15 protein-coding genes, 1 pseudogene and 1 riboswitch are annotated in these 17,641 nt (G+C 73.7%); of the genes and pseudogenes, 8 read left to right on the forward strand and 8 right to left on the reverse strand.

All coding sequences use genetic code 11. The features are described from left to right. The first annotated feature begins 10 nt into the window (after window positions 1-10). The 7 genes from ACIQZO_RS02800 to ACIQZO_RS02830 all read left to right on the forward strand — a co-directional run bounded on the left by ACIQZO_RS02800 (window position 11) and on the right by ACIQZO_RS02830 (window position 7,091). A complete protein-coding gene (locus ACIQZO_RS02800) occupies window positions 11-631 on the forward strand; it encodes a response regulator (RefSeq protein ID WP_403619260.1) in 621 nt (206 codons plus the stop codon). A 62-nt stretch (window positions 632-693) separates the two neighbouring features. Further along, window positions 694-2,142, forward strand: coding sequence for a peptidoglycan D,D-transpeptidase FtsI family protein (locus tag ACIQZO_RS02805; protein WP_403618948.1), 1,449 nt, complete (start codon window positions 694-696; stop codon window positions 2,140-2,142). Window positions 2,143-2,205: 63 nt separating this feature from the next. Further along, window positions 2,206-2,706, forward strand: a complete 501-nt coding sequence (locus ACIQZO_RS02810) for a GNAT family N-acetyltransferase (protein WP_403618951.1) — start codon at window positions 2,206-2,208, stop codon at window positions 2,704-2,706. A gap of 69 nt (window positions 2,707-2,775) precedes the next feature. Next, window positions 2,776-3,483, forward strand: coding sequence for a DsbA family oxidoreductase (locus ACIQZO_RS02815; protein ID WP_403618954.1), 708 nt, complete (start codon window positions 2,776-2,778; stop codon window positions 3,481-3,483). Window positions 3,484-3,553: 70 nt separating this feature from the next. After that, window positions 3,554-4,615, forward strand: coding sequence for an aminotransferase class V-fold PLP-dependent enzyme (locus ACIQZO_RS02820; RefSeq protein ID WP_403618957.1), 1,062 nt, complete (start codon window positions 3,554-3,556; stop codon window positions 4,613-4,615). 129 nt (window positions 4,616-4,744) lie between these two features. Then, a complete protein-coding gene (locus ACIQZO_RS02825; RefSeq protein ID WP_403618959.1) occupies window positions 4,745-5,848 on the forward strand; it encodes an amidohydrolase family protein in 1,104 nt (367 codons plus the stop codon). Between the two features lie 313 nt (window positions 5,849-6,161). After that, window positions 6,162-7,091 (forward strand): SCO1860 family LAETG-anchored protein, encoded by a 930-nt coding sequence (locus tag ACIQZO_RS02830; RefSeq protein WP_403618962.1) that lies wholly within the window; start codon window positions 6,162-6,164, stop codon window positions 7,089-7,091. Window positions 7,092-7,164: 73 nt separating this feature from the next. On the opposite strand, the gene ACIQZO_RS02835 is transcribed toward ACIQZO_RS02830, so the two are convergent. Together ACIQZO_RS02835 and cobC are read right to left on the reverse strand one after the other, a co-directional pair. Further along, complete coding sequence (locus ACIQZO_RS02835) at window positions 7,165-7,704, reverse strand: CapA family protein (protein WP_403618965.1); 540 nt, start codon at window positions 7,702-7,704, stop codon at window positions 7,165-7,167. A 106-nt stretch (window positions 7,705-7,810) separates the two neighbouring features. Further along, complete coding sequence (gene cobC, locus ACIQZO_RS02840) at window positions 7,811-9,256, reverse strand: Rv2231c family pyridoxal phosphate-dependent protein CobC (protein WP_403618968.1); 1,446 nt, start codon at window positions 9,254-9,256, stop codon at window positions 7,811-7,813. A 119-nt stretch (window positions 9,257-9,375) separates the two neighbouring features. Between cobC and ACIQZO_RS02845 the strand changes: the two genes are divergently transcribed. Next, entirely contained in the window at window positions 9,376-10,101 is a 726-nt protein-coding gene (locus ACIQZO_RS02845) for a ZIP family metal transporter (RefSeq protein WP_403618971.1), read from the forward strand. Window positions 10,102-10,130: 29 nt separating this feature from the next. Here ACIQZO_RS02845 and ACIQZO_RS02850 read toward each other — a convergent pair whose 3' ends face one another. From ACIQZO_RS02850 to ACIQZO_RS02875, 6 genes and pseudogenes are all read right to left on the reverse strand, one after another. Then, a complete protein-coding gene (locus ACIQZO_RS02850) occupies window positions 10,131-11,549 on the reverse strand; it encodes a cobyrinate a,c-diamide synthase (RefSeq protein WP_403618974.1) in 1,419 nt (472 codons plus the stop codon). Beyond that, entirely contained in the window at window positions 11,543-12,142 is a 600-nt protein-coding gene (gene cobO, locus ACIQZO_RS02855) for a cob(I)yrinic acid a,c-diamide adenosyltransferase (RefSeq protein ID WP_375933616.1), read from the reverse strand. The genes ACIQZO_RS02850 and cobO overlap by 7 nt, the downstream gene beginning before the upstream one ends. After that, complete coding sequence (locus ACIQZO_RS02860; protein ID WP_403619263.1) at window positions 12,142-14,277, reverse strand: putative cobaltochelatase; 2,136 nt, start codon at window positions 14,275-14,277, stop codon at window positions 12,142-12,144. Before ACIQZO_RS02860 ends, cobO begins: the two co-directional genes overlap by 1 nt. A 90-nt stretch (window positions 14,278-14,367) precedes the next feature. Further along, window positions 14,368-16,071 (reverse strand): annotated as a pseudogene (locus tag ACIQZO_RS02865) (cobyric acid synthase); the annotation flags it as partial. Next, on the reverse strand, window positions 16,068-17,030 hold the full coding sequence (locus ACIQZO_RS02870; RefSeq protein ID WP_403618978.1) for a cobalamin biosynthesis protein: 963 nt from the start codon (window positions 17,028-17,030) through the stop codon (window positions 16,068-16,070). The gene ACIQZO_RS02870 and the pseudogene ACIQZO_RS02865, both read right to left, overlap by 4 nt. A gap of 58 nt (window positions 17,031-17,088) precedes the next feature. Then, window positions 17,089-17,172, reverse strand: a riboswitch (cobalamin riboswitch). Window positions 17,173-17,389: 217 nt separating this feature from the next. Then, window positions 17,390-17,611, reverse strand: a complete 222-nt coding sequence (locus ACIQZO_RS02875) for a hypothetical protein (RefSeq protein WP_403618981.1) — start codon at window positions 17,609-17,611, stop codon at window positions 17,390-17,392. Between the last annotated feature and the right edge of the window lie 30 nt (window positions 17,612-17,641).

Below are 17,641 nucleotides of genomic sequence, written 5' to 3' on the forward strand. Positions count from 1 at the left end.
CGACGAGCGGATGGTCCGCACCGCCTTGCGGGTCATCCTGGAGGCCGAAGCCGATCTGGAGGTCGTCGGCGAGGCGGCCACCGGGGCCGAGGCGGTATCGCTGGTCCGTTCGCTGGCCCCCGACGTCGTCCTCATGGACGTCCGGATGCCCGAGATCGACGGCATCCGGGCCACGGAGCAGATCCTCGCCACCATGGCCGACCCGCCCCGCATCGTGGTCGTCACCACTTTCGAGAACGACGCCTACGTCTATGACGCGCTCCGCGTCGGAGCCGTGGGCTTCCTGCTCAAGCGGGCCGACCCCGACGAGCTGATCGGCGCGGTCCGGCTCGTCGCCCGCGGCGACTGCCTGCTCTTCCCGGCCGCCGTCCGCGCCCTGGCCGCCGCCCACACGGCGGGCGCTGCGGCTGCGGGAGCGCCCTGGGTGGCCCGGCTCACCGACCGCGAGGCCGACTTCCTGCGCCTGATGGCCACCGGGCTGTCCAACCACGAGATGAGCGAGCGCCTCGGCGTCGGGCCGCAGACCGTCAAGACGCACGTCGCGTCGGTCCTCAGCAAGACCGGATCCCGCGACCGCACCCAGGCGGTCATCGCGGCCTACGAGGGAGGCTTCATCATGAAGAAAACCTGAGAACCCCGCCACAATCGGGGCAGAGCGGAACGGCTGGGGCGGCCGGGACGTCCTTCTGGGGGATGAACAAGACGATCAGGCGTGCGTCGGTCTTCTGTCTGCTTCTGGTGCTGGCCCTGCTGGTCCGCGTCACCTGGGTGCAGGCATACCAAGGCCAGGCCCTCGCAGACGACAAGCACAACCGCCGCAATCTCATCGGGCAGTACGAGAACCCGCTGGGCAACATCATCGTGGGCGGGGAGGCGATCACCGGCTCGGTGAAGACGGGCGGAAAGGACTTCGCGTACAAGCGGACATATGTCGACGGTCCCCTCTACGCCCCGATCACGGGCTACAGCTCCCAGGCCTACGGCACCTCCATGCTGGAGGGCATCTACAAGAACGTCCTCAATGGTTCCGACAGCCGGCTGAAGACCGTGATGGACATGCTCACCAACAAGCGCGCCGCCCCGGGCAACGTCCTGACCACCATCGACAAGGACGTCCAGAAGGCCGCCTACGACGCGCTCCAGGGCAAGCAGGGCTCGGCCGTCGCCATGGACCCGAAGAGCGGCGAGATCCTCGCCGTCGTGAACAACCCCTCCTTCGACCCGGGCAGCATCGCGGGCGCCAACGACCAGAAGGCCTGGGGCGAGCTCTCCGCCGACAAGGGCAAGGCCATGGAGAACGTGGCGCTGCGCAAGCCGCAGGCCCCCGGCTCCACCTTCAAGCTCGTCACCCTCGCGGCGGCGATCGAGAACGGCCTCGTCACCAACCTCGACCAGCAGACCGGCATCGCGGACCCGTACACGATCCCCGGCACCCGCACCCCGCTGCCCAGCGAGGCGGGCTCTGCGGCCTGCAACAACGTGTCGGTGCGCACCGCCCTGCGGCTGTCCTGCAACAACGTGTTCGCCGAGCTCGCCTCCAAGCTGGGCCAGGACAAGATGCGGGCGACGGCCGAGAAGCTCGGTTTCAACGTGCAGATCGACACCCCGGTCCGCACCAACCCGTCGAGCAAGTACCCGTCGAAGAAGATGTCGATCGACCAGGTCGCGCAGACCGGCATCGGCCAGTTCGACGTGCAGGCCACCCCGCTCCAGATGGCGATGGTGACGGCCGCGATCGAGAACGGCGGCAAGCTCGTCGCCCCGCACATGGTCTCCGAGGTCACCGACGCGGGCGGCAACGTGCTGGAGAGCTTCAAGGACCCGAAGTCCCAGCAGGTCATGAACGAGAAGACCGCCTCGATGATCCGCGACGCCATGCGTACGGTCGCCACCGAGGGTGGTGGCAAGCCGGCCCAGGTCTCGGGCGCCGAGGTGGGCGGCAAGACGGGCACCGCCCAGCGCGGTGTCAACAACAGCCTCGCGCCGCTGGCCTGGTTCACCTCGTACGGCAAGCTGAACGGCAAGCGGATCGCGGTCGCCGTGGTGATCGAGAACTCCGACACCGACCGGTCCGAGATCGGCGGCGGCAAGCTGGCCGCCCCCATCGCCCAGCAGATGATGGAGGCGTGGCTGAAGAAGTAGCCACGCGGGCCGCAGGGCCGACGCGCCGGGAACCGCCGAGGCTCCCGGCGCGTTTTCCATCCCATGATCAGAACCGCGAGAACCGCCGACCTCGCCGCGATCGCCGCCCTGCACACCAGGGCCCGGGCCACCTACTACGAGGGCCATATCCCCGAGGAGGCCTACCAGGGCGACGCCGAGATCCGGCGGACCCGCGAGGGCTGGTCCCGGGCCATGGACCGGGACGCCGCCGAGGGCGGAGTGCTCTGCGCCGAGCAGGACGGCGAGCTGACCGGGGTCGCCGCGTACCGCACCCTGGACGGCGAGGCCACCTTGACCCAGCTCCACGTCGATCCCCTGCACTGGCGCCGCGGCACCGGTGCCGCGCTGCACGCCGCCTGCCTGGAGGCCTGGCGCCGGGCCGGAATCAGCCGGGTCCGCCTGGAGGTCTACGAGCACAACCTGCGCGCCCAGGCCTTCTACGCCACCCAGGGCTGGCTGGCGGACCCCTCGGCGCCCCGGTCGGGCAGCCACCGCACCCTCTGGCTCCAGGTGAGCGGGGTGACCGACACGTCCGGGGAATGAGACGGGCGGGTGGATGGTTGAAGCGGTAACCGTTTCATCCCCATCCGAACCCTGGAGAGTAGAAGGATCATGCGCGTCGAGATCTGGAGCGACATCGCCTGCCCCTGGTGCTACATCGGCAAGGCCCGTTTCACCAAGGGGCTGGCCGAGTTCGCGCACCACGACGAGGTGGAGGTCGTCTTCCGGTCCTTCGAGCTCGACCCCGGCGGTGCGAAGGGGGTCACCGCTCCCGTCGTGGAGATGCTCGCGAAGAAGTACGGCCGCACCCTCGACGAGGCGCGCGGCATGGAGGAGCACGTCGCCGCCGGCGCCCGCGCCGAGGGGCTCACGTACCGCACCGAGGGCCGTGACCACGGCAACACCTTCGACATCCACCGCCTGCTGCACCTGGCCGCCGCCCGCGGCCGCCAGGAGGAGCTGCTCGACCTCGCCTACCGGGCCAACTTCGGCGAGGAGCGCTCCGTCTTCGACCCGGAGGTGCTGGTCGCCCTCGCCGTCGAGGCCGGGCTGGAGGAGGCCGAGGCCCGTACCGTCCTCGCCGACGACTCCGCCTACGCCGCCGAGGTCCGCGCCGATGAGCGCGAGGCCGCCGAGCTGGGTGCGAACGCCGTGCCGTTCTTCGTCCTCGACCGCCGCTACGGCATCTCGGGCGGTCAGCCGGCCGAGGTGTTCACCCGGGCCCTCGAGCAGGCGTGGGCCGGGCGCGAGGTCGAGGAACCGGCCGCCGGCGCCGAGGCGTGCGAGCCCGACGGGGCGTGCGCGGTCCCTCAGACATAAGGACTACTTGGGGTGAACTCAGTGAACTCGGCAATGGACTTTGGGTCTTTCCTGGCGCAGGGTTGAAGGTATGGATCTTCAGCTCGCCGAGGCGACCCGTGCCGAGTTCGCCCACACCACCACGTACCTGAACACCGCCAAGTGCGGGGTCGTCCCGCGTTCCGCCGTCGCGGCCGTACGGGAGCTGGCCGAGGCGGCGGGGGCCGGTCTCCCCACCGGCTTCGGCGACTTCGACCGGGTGAACGGAGCCCGGGCGGCCTTCGCCCGCCTGGTCGGGGTGGACGCCGACCGGGTGTCCGTCGGCTCGGCCGTCTCCACCCATGTCGGCCTCGTCGCCGCCTCGCTCCCGCCCGGCGCCGAAGTACTGTGCCCCGAGGGCGATTTCTCCTCCGTGATCAACCCCTTCGTGGCGCGCGGCGACCTCAAGCTGCGCTTCGCCCCGTTGGAGTCCGTCGCCGAGGCCGTCGGCCCCGACACCGCCCTGGTCTCGCTCAGCGTCGTGCAGTCCGCGGACGGCCGCACGGCCGACCTGGCCGCGGTGCGCGCGGCGGCGACCGCCCACGGGGCCCGGATGCTCGTGGACGCCTCCCAGGCGGCCGGCTGGCTCCCCTTTGACGCCTCGCCGTACGAGTACACGGTCGCCGTGGGCTTCAAGTGGCTGCTCGGTGTCCGCGGGGCCTCGTACCTGACCGTGTCGCCGCAGGCCCAGCACACGCTGACCCCACTGCATGCCGGCTGGGTACCGGCGGTGGCCGACGGCGACGCCACCTACGGGCCGATGTCCTCCCTCGCCCCCGGGGCGCGGCGGTTCGACGAGTCCCCGGCCTTCCTGGCCTACCACGCGTCCGAACTCTCCCTCGCCCTGCTGGAGCGCATCGGCATCGAGGCCGTCCACGCCCACAACACCGCCCTGGCCGCCCGCTACCGGGCCGGACTCGCGCGCCTCGGCCACGAGCCCGTCCCCGGCGATGCCGCCATCGTCTCCGTACCGGGCCTGGACGACCGGCAGCCCGCCCTGGAGGCGGTCGGCATCGCCACGTCCGCCCGCGCGGGCCTCCTGCGGGCCTCGTTCCACCTGTACAACACCGAGGCGGACGTGGACCGGCTGCTGGACGCCCTCTCCGCCCCCTGACCTCCGCCCCCTGACCTCCGCCCCCTGACCTCCGCCCCCTGACCTCCGCCCCCTGACCTCCGCCCCCTGACCTCCGCTTCCTGCCGCTCCGCCTCCTGACGCCGCGGGCCCCGCGCGTACAGTGCCGCCATGAGCGATGTGAGCGCCGCGCGCGACGTGCTGCACGTGAAGGGGCGGGTGCTGGTCGGGCCCGACGAGGTACGCGACGAGCTCTGGGTGATCGGTGGCCGGATCTCCTACGAGCGCCCGCGCGGCGCCCGCGAGATCACCACGGTCAGCGGCTGGGCCCTGCCCGGGCTGGTCGACGCGCACTGCCACGTCGGGCTGGACTCCCACGGCCCGGTCGACGCCGAGACCGCCGAGCGGCAGGCGCTCACCGACCGCGACGCCGGAACCCTGCTCATCCGGGACGCCGGATCGCCCTCGGACACCCGCTGGATCGACGACCGCGAGGACCTGCCGAAGATCATCCGGGCCGGTCGGCACATCGCCCGCACCCGCCGCTACATCCGCAACTACGCCCACGAGATCGAGCCCGCCGACCTCGTCGAGTACGTCGGCCGCGAGGCGCTGCGCGGCGACGGCTGGGTCAAGCTCGTCGGCGACTGGATCGACCGCGACGCCGGGGACCTCACGGCCTGCTGGCCGCGCGCCGAGGTGGAGGCGGCCATCGCCGAGGCCCACCGGCTGGGCGCCCGGGTGACGGCGCACTGCTTCGCCGAGGACTCGCTGCGCGACCTGGTCGAGGCGGGCATCGACTGCGTCGAACACGCCACCGGCCTGACCGAGGACACCATCCCGCTGTTCGCGCAGCGCGGGGTGGCGATCGTCCCCACGCTCGTGAACATCGCGACGTTCCCGAAGATGGCGGCGGGCGGCGAGGCGAAGTTCCCGCGCTGGTCGGCGCACATGCGACGGCTCCACGAGCGGCGGTACGACACCGTCCGCGCCGCCTACGACGCGGGCATCCAGGTCTACGTCGGCACCGACGCGGGAGGCTCCCTCCCGCACGGCCTGGTCGCGGCCGAGGTCGCCGAGCTCGTCAAGGCCGGTATCCCGGCGATCGACGCCCTCTCCGCGACCGCCTGGGCGGCCCGCGAGTGGCTCGGCAGGCCCGGGCTGACCGAGGGGGCGCCCGCCGACCTCGTGGTCTACGCCGCCGACCCACGGGCCGACGTACGCGCGCTCGCGCAGCCGCTGCGGGTGGTCGTGAACGGCGGGATCCGGGCCTGAGCCGGGCCTGAGCCAGGCCTGAGCCAGGCCTGAGCCGGGCGTGGGCGCCCTGTTGACGCCGCGTGACATCGGGGCCCGCCGGTCGTTGAAGACGGCCGCGCGGGCCGGATGCCGGTGGCAGGGGAGAACTCGAGTTCTTCATGGGGCGTAATGATTCGAATATGCGCCCGGAAACCACCCTTTGGGGTGAACTCGCCTCAGGTTGACCCTCGTTCACCCGCAGTGCGTAAAGATTCCGGGGTCGAGACCGTCGGCGCGCGATGTCCCCCATTGGCGACGCGACGGTACCCAACTCCCCGGGGGTTCCACCACCTTGAACAGCCATACCTTCCGCATGCCCGCGGCCGTCCTGCTCGCCACGGGAGCGGTCGCCCTGCTCACCGCGCCGCCCGCCTTCGCCACGGGAGGAGGCGGAGCCGGGGGCGAGGGCAAGGCCGGAGCCGTCGTCCTGCGCGCCGGACTGGACGTGGGCCTGCTCAACAAGACCGTGCACGTCCCGCTGAAGACGACCCTCAACGAGGTCAGTGCCCCGGCGACGGCCGAGAAGACGGCGCTGACGGTCACCCTGGACGGGGTCGAGGGGAACAACCCGGTCAGCGTTTTGCGCGCCGACGTGGCCACCTCCAAGGCCACCGCCGACAAGACCCGGGCCGAGGCCGAGGCGAACCTGGCCAAGGCCTCCGTCCATGTGCCGGGCATGCCGCTGCTCTCCCTCATCGAGGTGGAGAAGGTCACCTCCAAGGCCGTCTGCGAGGCGGGCAAGAAGCCGGTGGCCAGCGCGAACGTCCTCGGGAAGGTGACGGCGCTCGGCAAGAAGGTCACCCTGACGGCGGGCGGCCCCACCAAGGTCGACGTCCCCGGGGTGGGCCAGGTCGTGCTCGAGCTGTCCGGTACCGAGACCACCTCCACCACGGCCGCCGCGGCCGCGCTCCGCCTGAAGGTGGCGGTGAACCCGCTGAAGCTGAACGTGGCGCAGGTCGACGGCGAGATCGTGCTCGCCGAGGCGCACTGCGAGTCCCCGAAGGGAACCGAGCCGGCGGCGCCGCCGCCCGCGAACCCGGACATCAAGCCCCAGACCGCGACGGGGACCGGCGGCGCCGCGGCGTCCGGTACCACCGCGAACGCCAACCTCGCCGAGACCGGCGGCGGTTCGCTCACTCCCTACGTCGCGGGCGGGGCGCTGACCCTGCTCGCCATCGGCGGGGGCGCGCTCCTGCTCACCCGCCGGGGCAGGGCCTCGTAGGGCTCGCGGGGCGGGCGTGGGCGGGCGCGGGCGGGCGGCGCGCGGTTCCCGCAGAGCACTCGGAGGGGGGTGCTCAGCGGGTGGCGTGCGCCAGTCCCTGCTCGCCCGCGCCACGTGACATGACGGCCTCGGTGACCTGCTGGTCGATCCGCGCGAACTCGCTTCGCTCGGCGGCCGGGAGCGAGGGGTCCGAGGCCGCGCAGGAGGCGCAGACGACGCGGAACGGCGGTCCCATGTCCGAGTACTGCGTGAGGCATTCGGCCTTCACCACCTCCCACCGGCCCGGATGCCCCGCCGCGGGGGAGAAGGTGAACCGGGGGACCGAGGACTGGTTGCCGCGCAGTTTGTCGGCCGGTACGAAGCTGGCGACCTGGTCACCCATGCCGAAGACCACCCAGATGCCGTTGATCTTCTCGTAGGGCTGCGGCACGTGGTTGTGCGTGCCGATGATCAGATCGATGTCGGGGTGGCCGTCGGCCGAGCGGGAGGCGGTCAGCCGCTGCTCCGCGGCGGGCGCCGCGGAGCGCTCGAGCAGCCGCGGCACGGCATAGGTCCCGCCGCCCACGACCGCCAGCGCGGCCAGCGCCGCGCCCCACCTGGCGGATGCCTTCATTGCCGACCCCCGATGTCGTTCCCGATGCGGGGATCCTCACCCGGCCCCGCCCCCGAAGCCATCGTAGGGGGGCCGTTCAGGTCAGGAGGGGCCCGGCGGCCGGCGGTCACCGCCCCGCCAGCGCCAGGGCGTGGTCCAGGGCCTGGAGCAGCCGGCCCGTCGTCGCCCGGTCGCGCACCGCCAGCCGCAGCCAGGAATGGTCCAGCCCCGGGAAGGTGTCCCCGCGGCGCACCGCGAAGCCGAGGGCGCGCAGCCGGGTGCGGACCTCGGCCCCGCCCGCCACCCGGATCAGAACGAACGGCCCCTGCGCCACCCCGACGGACGTCACCTCATCGAACTCCGCGAGCCCGGCCAGCAGATGCGCCCGGTCCACCGCGATCCGCCGGGCCGCCTCCTGCGCCTCGGCCAGCGCGGCCGGAGCCATACAGGCCTCGGCCGCCACCAGCGCCGGCGTCGACACCGGCCACAGCGGCTGCGCGGCCGCCAGTTTCGCGATCACCTCGGGCTCGGCCAGCACGTAGCCGATCCGCAGCCCGGCCAGCCCCCAGGTCTTGGTCAGGCTCCGCAGCACCACCAACCCCGGCAGGTCCATCCGTCCCGCCAGGGCCCCCCGCTCGCCCGGGACGGCGTCCATGAACGCCTCGTCCACCACCAGGATCCGGCCCGGCCGGGCCAGCGCCGCCAGGGTCTGCGCCGGGTGCAGTACGGACGTCGGGTTGGTCGGGTTGCCGATCACCACCAGGTCCGCGTCCTCGGGCACGGCCGCCGGGTCCAGCCGGAAGCCGTCCGCCGCCCGCAGGATCACCCGCTCCACCCGGTGTCCCGCGTCGCGCAGGGCCGCTTCCGGCTCGGTGAACTGCGGATGCACCACGACCGGCCGTACGGTTCCCAGGGCGCGCGCGATCAGTACGAAGGCCTCCGCGGCCCCGGCCGTCAACAGCACCCGCTCGACCGGCAGCCCGTGCCGAGCGGCCACCGCCGCGCGGGCGGGCCGCCCGTCGGGGTATGCGGCGAGATCCCCGAGGGAGGCGGCGATCCGCTGCTTGAGCCACTCCGGCGGCGTCTGCGCACGTACGTTGACCGCCAGGTCCACCAGCGCGGAGCCCGCGTCGACGACCTCGGCGTCCCCGTGGTGGCGCAGGTCGTGCGCGTGCGCCGTGGCCACCGCGCAGGTCGCCGCCATCGACCGCCGCTTGGGCACGAGCAGTTCCCCGCCGGCCGCGAGCGCCGCGGCCTCGGCCACCGAGGGGGTTCCGGCGGCGGTGCGCACGGCCTCCGAGGGGTGCGGCACGGCGACGGCGGCGAGCCGTTCGGCCGGGTAGCTCACCAGAGGGACGCCGAAACGTTTCGCCGCGCCCCTTATCCCGTCCTCGTCCGCCTTCGACTCCACCGTGGCCAGCGCCTTCACCGCCTCCACGGCCAGCCCGGCCCCCCGCAGCGTCTCCTCGACCAGGGCGCAGACCTCCGCGACGGAAACCCCCGCGCGTCCGCCGACCCCGACCACCACCTGCGTCGTGTACTCGCCCACCGGGGGTCCTCCCTTCGTTGTCATCGTGACCGTCACCGCCACCCGCACATCACCTGCCCCGGTCGGACCGGCGTCAACAGTCCGCCGCCCGCCACCCGCGCGCGGACGTGCACGCGGGCCGAGGAATCTGTATTCAGGGGCACATGGCCGTGATCGTGGCGCTGGGCGCGTTCCTGATGACCCTGGCGGGCGGATGGGCGGCGCAGCGCGTCACCGACCGCCGCCACCTCGTGCTGGGCCTGGCCGGCGGGCTGATGCTCGGCGTCGTGGGCCTCGACCTGCTCCCGGAGGCCCTCCACGCCGCGGGCGACGAGGTGTTCGGCGTACCGCTCGCCCTGCTGCTCTTCGTCGGCGGCTTCCTCGTCGGGCACGTCGTGGAACGGCTGCTCGCCGTCCGCCAGGCCGCACACGGAGCCGAGGACGGCGCCCGCGTCCCCCAGGTCGGACTGACCGCGGCCGCGGCCATGGTCGGCCACAGCCTCGCCGACGGCGTGGCCCTGGGCGCGGCCTTCCAGGTCGGCGGCGGGATGGGCGTGGCCGTGGCGCTGGCCGTCATCACCCACGACTTCGCCGACGGGTTCAACACGTACACGCTCACGAGCCTCTACGGCAACGACCGCCGCAAGGCCCTGCTGATGCTCTACGCGGACGCCGTCGCGCCGGTCGTGGGCGCGGCGTCCACTTTGCTGTTCACCCTTCCGGAGGAACCGCTCGGCGCGTACCTCGGGTTCTTCGCAGGCGTGCTGCTCTACCTCGCGGCCGCCGAAATCCTGCCCGAGGCCCACCACAAGCACCCCGCCCTGTCCACGCTGATGTGCACGGTGGGCGGGGTGGCCGGGATCTGGCTGGTGGTGGGCCTCGCGGACTGAGCGCCGACGGGGGACCGAGGCGACGGAGGTCACCGCCGTGCTGCCGCGGCTTCCGCGAAGCGGCGCGCGACGGACGGCTCCGCCGCCCAGTGCGTGTGCAGGTAGCTGGCGTGCACACCCTGCTGCACGAAGCCCTCGACCCTGCGCTCCGGGTGCGTGAACCCCCAGGCCGGGGACGTTCCGGCGCCCGGCTCGATCACCGTCCGGTGGAACTCGTGCCCGCGCAGCCGGGTGCCGGCCCGCGCGAGCGCGCTGTCGGTCACCGCCACCGCCTCGCGGTAGCCCAGGGTCAGACGGTCCGACATCCGCGCGTCGGCGTCGAGCACCCCGCACATGGGCTTCCCGTCGAGCGAGCGCCCGAGGTACAACAGCCCGGCGCACTCGGCGGCGACCGGGCCGCCGGCCGCGGCGAAGGCGGCGACGGCCGCCCGCAGCGGCTCGTTCGCGGACAGTTCGGGGGCGTACATCTCCGGGAAGCCGCCGCCGATCACCAGGCCGGTGGTGCCGTCGGGGAGCGCCTCGTCCCGCAGCGGGTCGAAGGTGACGACCTCCGCCCCGGCGGCGGTGAGCAGCTCCGTGTGCTCGGCGTAGGAGAAGGTGAACGCCGGCCCGCCCGCGACCGCGATCACCGGTGCGGCGCCGCTGCCGGGGCTCTGCCCCGGATCCCGCTCCTCAAGCACCGGCGACGCGGGATCCGGTGTGGCCCGATGGGGCGACCACGCCTCGCAGTCCAGCGGCGGGGCCGTGCGGGCGAGCGCCATCAGGGCGTCCAGGTCGCAGCCCGCCCGGACCTGCGCGGCCAGCGCCGACACCGAGGCCAGGGCGTCGGTGTGCCGCTCCGCCACCGGGACCAGGCCCAGGTGCCGTGAGGGCGTGGCGACCTGCGGAGCCCGGCGCAGGACGCCGAGGACCGGCATCCCGGCCTCCTCCAGGGCCTCCCGCAGCATCGTCTCGTGCCGGTCGGAGCCGACCTTGTTCAGGATCACGCCCCCCAGCCGCACCTGCGGGTCGAAGGACGCGAAGCCGTGCACGAGCGCCGCCACGGACCTCGACTGCGAGGAGGCGTCGACCACCAGCACCACCGGCGCCCGCAGCAACTTCGCCACCTGCGCCGTCGACGCCAGTTCGCCCCGGCCGGCGGCGCCGTCGTAGAGGCCCATCACCCCTTCGACCACGGCGAGATCGCAGCCGGCCGCCCCGTGCGCGAACAGCGGAGCGATCAGCTCCGGCCCGCACATGAAGGCGTCGAGGTTGCGGCCCGGCCGGCCGGTGGCCAGCGCGTGGTAGCCGGGGTCGATGTAGTCGGGCCCGGCCTTGTGCGGGGACACGGCGAGGCCGCGCTCCGAGAAGGCCGCCATCAGGCCCGTTGCGACGGTGGTCTTGCCGCTGCCCGACGAGGGAGCGGCGATGACCAGACGCGGCACGTCGAACCGGTACGAAGTCACCACTCGATGCCCTTCTGGCCCTTCTGCCCCGTGTCCATCGGGTGCTTGACCTTGGTCATCTCGGTGACGAGGTCCGCGAACTCCACCAGCTTCTCCGGCGCGTTGCGGCCCGTGATCACCACGTGCTGCGTGCCCGGGCGGCTCCGCAGCACCTCGATGACCTCGTCGACGTCGATCCAGCCCCAGTGCATCGGGTAGGCGAACTCGTCGAGCACGTACAGCTTGTGCGTCTCGGCGGCCAGGTCGCGCTTGACCTGCTCCCAGCCCTCCTTGGCCGCCTGCTCGTTGTCGAGCTGCGCGTCGCGCTGGACCCAGGACCAGCCCTCGCCCATCTTGTGCCAGACGACGGAGCCGCCCTCGCCGGAGGCGCCGAGGACCTTGAGCGCGTTCTCCTCGCCGACCTTCCACTTCGCCGACTTGACGAACTGGAACACCCCGATCGGCCAGCCCTGATTCCAGGCGCGCAGCGCCAGCCCGAAGGCCGCCGTGGACTTGCCCTTGCCGGGGCCGGTGTGGACGAACACCAGCGGGCGGTTGCGGCGCTGGCGCGTCGTGAGCCCGTCGTCCGGAACGACGGACGGCTGTCCCTGAGGCATTACGCGGCCCTCCTGTTGCTGTGGGGTGATGCAGTGGATGTCACTGCCGTACGTACGTTCTTCACGAGCCCGGCCAGCGAGTCGGCCCGCAGCCCGTCGAGCGTGACGGCGGGACCGCCGAGGTCCCGGGCCAGTACGCCGGCCAGCCCCAGCCGGACCGGCCCGGACTCGCAGTCCACGACCACGGAGGCGACGCCCCCGGCCTGCAGCAGGCGCGCGCTGTGCCCGGCGAGCTCCCGCGGACTGCTGTCCGTACGACCGCCGGCGTTCCCCGCCGACGTGGCGCGTCCGTCGGTGACGACCACGAGCAGCGGCCGGCGCGAGGGATCCCGCAGCCGCTCGATCCGCAGCACCTCGTGGGCCTTCAGCAGCCCGGCGGCCAGCGGGGTGCGGCCGCCCGTCGGCAGCTGCTCCAGCCGGGCCGCCGCCGCGTCCACCGAGGAGGTCGGGGGCAGGGCCAGCTCGGCCGTGGCCCCGCGGAAGGTGATCAGACCGACCTTGTCCCGGCGCTGGTAGGCGTCCAGGAGCAGCGAGAGCACGGCGCCCTTGACCGCGCCCATCCGCTGCCGGGCCGCCATGGAGCCGGAGGCGTCGACGACGAAGAGGACGAGGTTGCCCTCGCGGCCCTCCCGCGTGGCCTGGCGCAGATCGTCCTTGCGGATCACCAGACCGCGCCCGTCGCGGCCGCGCGCCTTCTGGTGCGGGGCGGCGGCCTGGATGGTGGCGGTCAGGTGCAGCTTCGTCAGGTGCCCGCGCGGGCGCTGGGCACCGGTGGTGCGGCCGTGGGCGGTGCGGGCGCGCGAGCGCCGTCCGGAGGCGCCCTCGCCGAGGCCGGGCACGCTGAGCATCTTGGTCCGGAACGGCTCGGCGGCGCGTACGGCGGCCTGCTCGGGCCCGGCGTTCTCCTGGGCGGAGGGCTGCTGCTCGGGGGACTGCGGCGCCTCGGGTGCCTCCGGCGCGTCCGGTCCGTCCGCGGACTCGGTCTCGGGGAGGTCGGGGCCGCCGCCCTGCGGGGGCGTGCCGCCGGGGCCTCCGTCGGGACCGCCGTCCTCGGGGCCGTTGTCGCCGGGGCCGTTGTCGTCGGGACCCTCCGGCTCCGGCTCGGGGTCGGGCTCCGGCTCCTCGTCGGGGAACCCGTCCAGGATCCGGTCGAGCATGTCCTCGTCGAGCCCGGGCGCGTCGAAGGGGTTGCGCCGCCGCCGGTGGGGGAGCGCCAGCAGGGCGGCCTGCCGGACGTCCTCCTTGCGCACCTCGGTCCGTCCCGCCCAGGCGGCCAGCGCGGTCGCCGTCCGCGCCATCACGATGTCGGCGCGCATCCCGTCGACCTCGAACCCGGCGCAGGTCGCCGCGATCTGCAGGAGCGCGGTGTCGCCGAGCGAGACCTTCGGGAGCAGCGCCCGCGCGGCCACCACGCGGGCACGGACCTCGTGCTCGTCACCGGCCCAGCGGGTCGCGAAGCCCGCGGGGTCGTCCTCGTAGGCCAGCCGTCGGCGGACGACCTCGACGCGCTGGGCGGGCTCGCGGGAGGCGGCCACCTCCACGGTCAGCCCGAACCGGTCGAGGAGCTGCGGGCGCAGCTCGCCCTCCTCCGGGTTCATCGTGCCGACCAGCAGGAAGCGGGCGGCGTGCCGGACGGAGACGCCCTCGCGCTCCACGTACGAGGCCCCCATCGCGGCGGCGTCCAGCAGCAGGTCGATCAGGTGGTCGTGGAGGAGGTTGACCTCGTCGACGTAGAGGATCCCGCGGTGGGCGTCGGCGAGCAGCCCGGGCTCGAAGGCCTTCACGCCCTCGGCGAGGGCCCGTTCGATGTCGAGGGCGCCGACGAGGCGGTCCTCGGAGGCGCCGACGGGCAGCTCCACCATGCGGGCGGGCCGCAGGGCTCCGGGGGCGGGCTCGTGCGGGCCGTCCGGGCAGGCCGGGTCGGGAGCGGCGGGCGCGCAGCTGAACCGGCAGCCCGAAACGATGTCCACCTGCGGCAGCAGCGCGGACAGGGCGCGGACGGCGGTGGATTTGGCGGTCCCCTTCTCGCCGCGCACGAGCACCCCGCCGACTGCTGGGCTCACGGCGTTGAGCAGGAGCGCCAGCCGCAGGTCGGTCTGGCCGACCACCGCGGTGAACGGGTAGGGCGTGCTCATGTGTTGCTCACTCCTTCTGTGGCTACGAATGCGGTCGGCGTACGGGTCGCCGCTGCGCGGAGCTCTCCCCGCCCCGCCCTGTCTCCGTCTCCCGGGGCTCCGCCCCGGATCCCGCGCCTCACCGGCCGGCGGGGCTGGATCTGTCAGCCCGTCCGGCGCCTCCGGTCCGGGTCCGGGCGGAGCCCGGTTCCGGGAAGGGGCGGGGCGGGGGAGAGCCCCGAAGGGCCACCGCCGTCATGGTGCGCCCGGGGGGATGAACGGCAGGTCCGACGGGGCGCCCCCCTCGATCAGCCTCAGCAGCGCATGCGTATCGGCGTGTTCCTCGATCAAGTCGCCCAGCAGGTCCAGCTGTTCCTCCCGCAGGGTGGCGAAGGACGTGTCCGGCGCCGGGACGAAGGCGCGCCCCGCGGCGGCCGCCACCTCCCGCAGGAACGCCCGGCGGAAGCCGTCCGACTCCAGCGAACCGTGCCAGTGGGTGCCCCACACCGAGCCGACCCGGCAGCCGTCCAGGAAGGCCTCGCCGCCCAGCACTTCGGCCACCCCGTGGTGGATCTCGTAGCCGGCGACCTCCTCGCCGAGCGCCGTCCCCGACGGCCGCGCCAGGGTCTTCTCCCGCTCGAAGCGCACCCGTACGGGCAGCAGTCCGAGGCCGTCGACCTCGCCCGCCCGCGATTCGACCTCGTCCGAGATCCGCTCGCCCAGCAGCTGGAAGCCGCCGCAGATGCCCAGCACCGGCCGGCCCTCGGCGGCCCTGCGCAGCAGCGCGTCCGCGAGCCCGCGTTCGCGCAGCCACTGCAGGGCCTTCACCGTGCCCCGGGTGCCGGGTACGACGACCAGGTCCGCGTCGGCCAGTTCCTCGGCCCGGTCCACGAACCGCACCACGACTCCCGGCTCCGCCGCGAGCGCGTCGACGTCCGTGAAGTTCGACATCAGCGGCACCGCGCACACGGCGATCCGCAGCACGTCCGCGCCCACCGGAGGGGCCACCACGGACTCCCGTACCGCACCGCGCAGGGAGACCCGCAGGCCGTCCTCCTCGTCGATGCCCAGCCCGTGCTGGAACGGCAGCACCCCGTACGTGGCCCGGCCGGTCAGGCCGCGCAGCATCTCCATGCCCGGCTCCAGCAGCGAGACGTCGCCGCGGAACTTGTTGACCATGTACCCGGCGATCAGGGCCTGGTCCTCGGGGGAGAGCAGCGCCGTCGTCCCGAAGAAGGACGCGAAGACCCCTCCGCGGTCGATGTCCCCGACCACGACCACCGGGAACCGCGCGGCCCGCGCGATCCCCATGTTCACGATGTCGGTCCGGCGCAGGTTGATCTCGGCCGGACTCCCCGCCCCCTCGCAGATCACGGCGTCATACGTGCCCCGCAGCTGCTCCAGGCAGTCCGTCACGACGCCGAGCAACTGCTCCTGGCGCCCCCCGTGCAGTGCCTTTCCGGGGGACGACCCCTCGGACCCGCCGAAGAACCCACGGGCGCTCATCTCGCCCACCGGCTTGCCCAGGAGCACCACCTGGCTGCTGCGGTCGCTGCCCGGCTTGAGCAGCACCGGGTTCATCAGCGCGGTCGGCTCCACGCGGGCCGCCTGGGCCTGCATCGCCTGGGCGCGCCCGATCTCGGCGCCCTCCAGGGTCACGAAGGAGTTCAGCGACATGTTCTGCGCCTTGAACGGGGCCACCTTCACGCCCTGGCGGGCCAGCCAGCGGCAGATGCCCGCCGTGACCACGCTCTTGCCCGCGTCCGACGTGGTGCCCGCGACCAGCAGACCCCCGCCGCGCTTCGCGCCGCTCATGCGCGCCGCCCTCTCTGTGTCGTACGGGAGACCAGCAGCCGGGCGGCCACGCAGGCGCCCAGCGCGAGCCAGGTCACCTGCCGCGACAGCCGGACCGCCCGCTCGATGTCCTCGACCTGCACCGGGCGGCCCGCGGCGCCGTTCAGCACGGCCCGGTGCTCGATCCGGCCGCCGTAGGCGAGGGTCCCGCCCAGCCTGACGCCCAGCGCCCCGGCGAAGGAGGCCTCGACGGGCCCGGCGTTCGGGCTCGGGTGCGCGGCGGCGTCGGCGCGCCAGGCCCGTATCGCACCCCGCCGGTCGGGGCCGGCCAGTACGGCGGCGACGGCCGTCAGCCGGGCCCCCGGCCAGCCCGCCAGGTCGTCGAGCCGGGCGGAGGCCCAGCCGTAGCGCAGGTAGCGGGGGGACTTGTGGCCGACCATCGCGTCCAGGGTGTTCACGGCGCGGAAGGCCAGCAGCCCGGGCACTCCGGCGACGGCGCCCCACACCAGTGCACCGACGACCGCGTCGGAGGTGTTCTCGGCGACGGACTCCACGACGGCGCGGGCCATTTGTTGCCCGTCCAGGGCCTGCGGGTCGCGCCCGCACAGGTGCGGCAGCCGCTCGCGGGCCACGTCGGTGTCGCCGGCGGCGAGCGCGCCGCCGATGGCGCGGGCCTCCCGGCCCAGAGAGGTGCCGCCCACGACGGCCCAGGTGGCGGCGGCGGTCAGGGCGATACGGGCGGCAGCGGGCCGGGAGCGCACGGCGCGGGCGCCCAGCGCGCCGACGGCGGCCGCGCCCCCGGCGCAGACCAGGGTGTGCAGGAGGCCCCGGGCGCGGTCGTCGCGCCACAGGGAGCGTTCGACGGCGGCGGCGGCCCGTCCGAAGGCGGCCACGGGGTGCCCTCGGCGCGGATCACCGAGGATCCGGTCGCCGATCAGGCCCGCCGTGGCGCCGTACGCGAAGACGCGATCGGCACGCATGGTGGCTGGTATGTCCTCACTCAGGGTCCGCGCCCTGGTTCGACGTGTCCGGCGGCGAGAGTTCCTGGCTCCCGGTCGCACTCGGCCCGAGTGCTCCGGTGACAGTGGCGGGACCGCGCCGGATTCGCACCGGACTTCCTCTCCATGCCGCCGTATTGGCTCGGGCAGTCCACCATGCACCGCGAGGCCCGTCAACTCGCCGTTGACCTGCGGTGCCGTGGGGGCGCAGGACACGGGAGGGGAGGCGGCCGGGGACGTGGACGGGGACGTGGAGAGGAACGTGGACGGGAACGCGAAGGCTCCCTCCGGGACAAACCCGGAGGGAGCCTTTCGGACCCGGTCGGCCGCGGGGCGGCGGATCAGGCGACGATCAGGTAGATCCCGTAGCTCACGGCCACCGCGACGAGCGCGAAGCAGGCGTACGCGCCGCTGCGGGCGAGGGTGGCGCTGCCGCCCTGCTCGGTGGCGCTCTCGTGCTTGGACAGGCCCACCAGGCCCAGGGTGAAGAGGGCCACGAGGGCGACGGTGGCGAAGAGGCTGACCCCGAAGACGGAGCCGAGCGCTTCCCAGTCGATCTTCATACTGCCGTTTCCTCTGCGTGTCTCTGTCTT

Source organism: Streptomyces sp. NPDC097617, from assembly GCF_044761485.1.
Classification (GTDB): domain Bacteria; phylum Actinomycetota; class Actinomycetes; order Streptomycetales; family Streptomycetaceae; genus Streptomyces.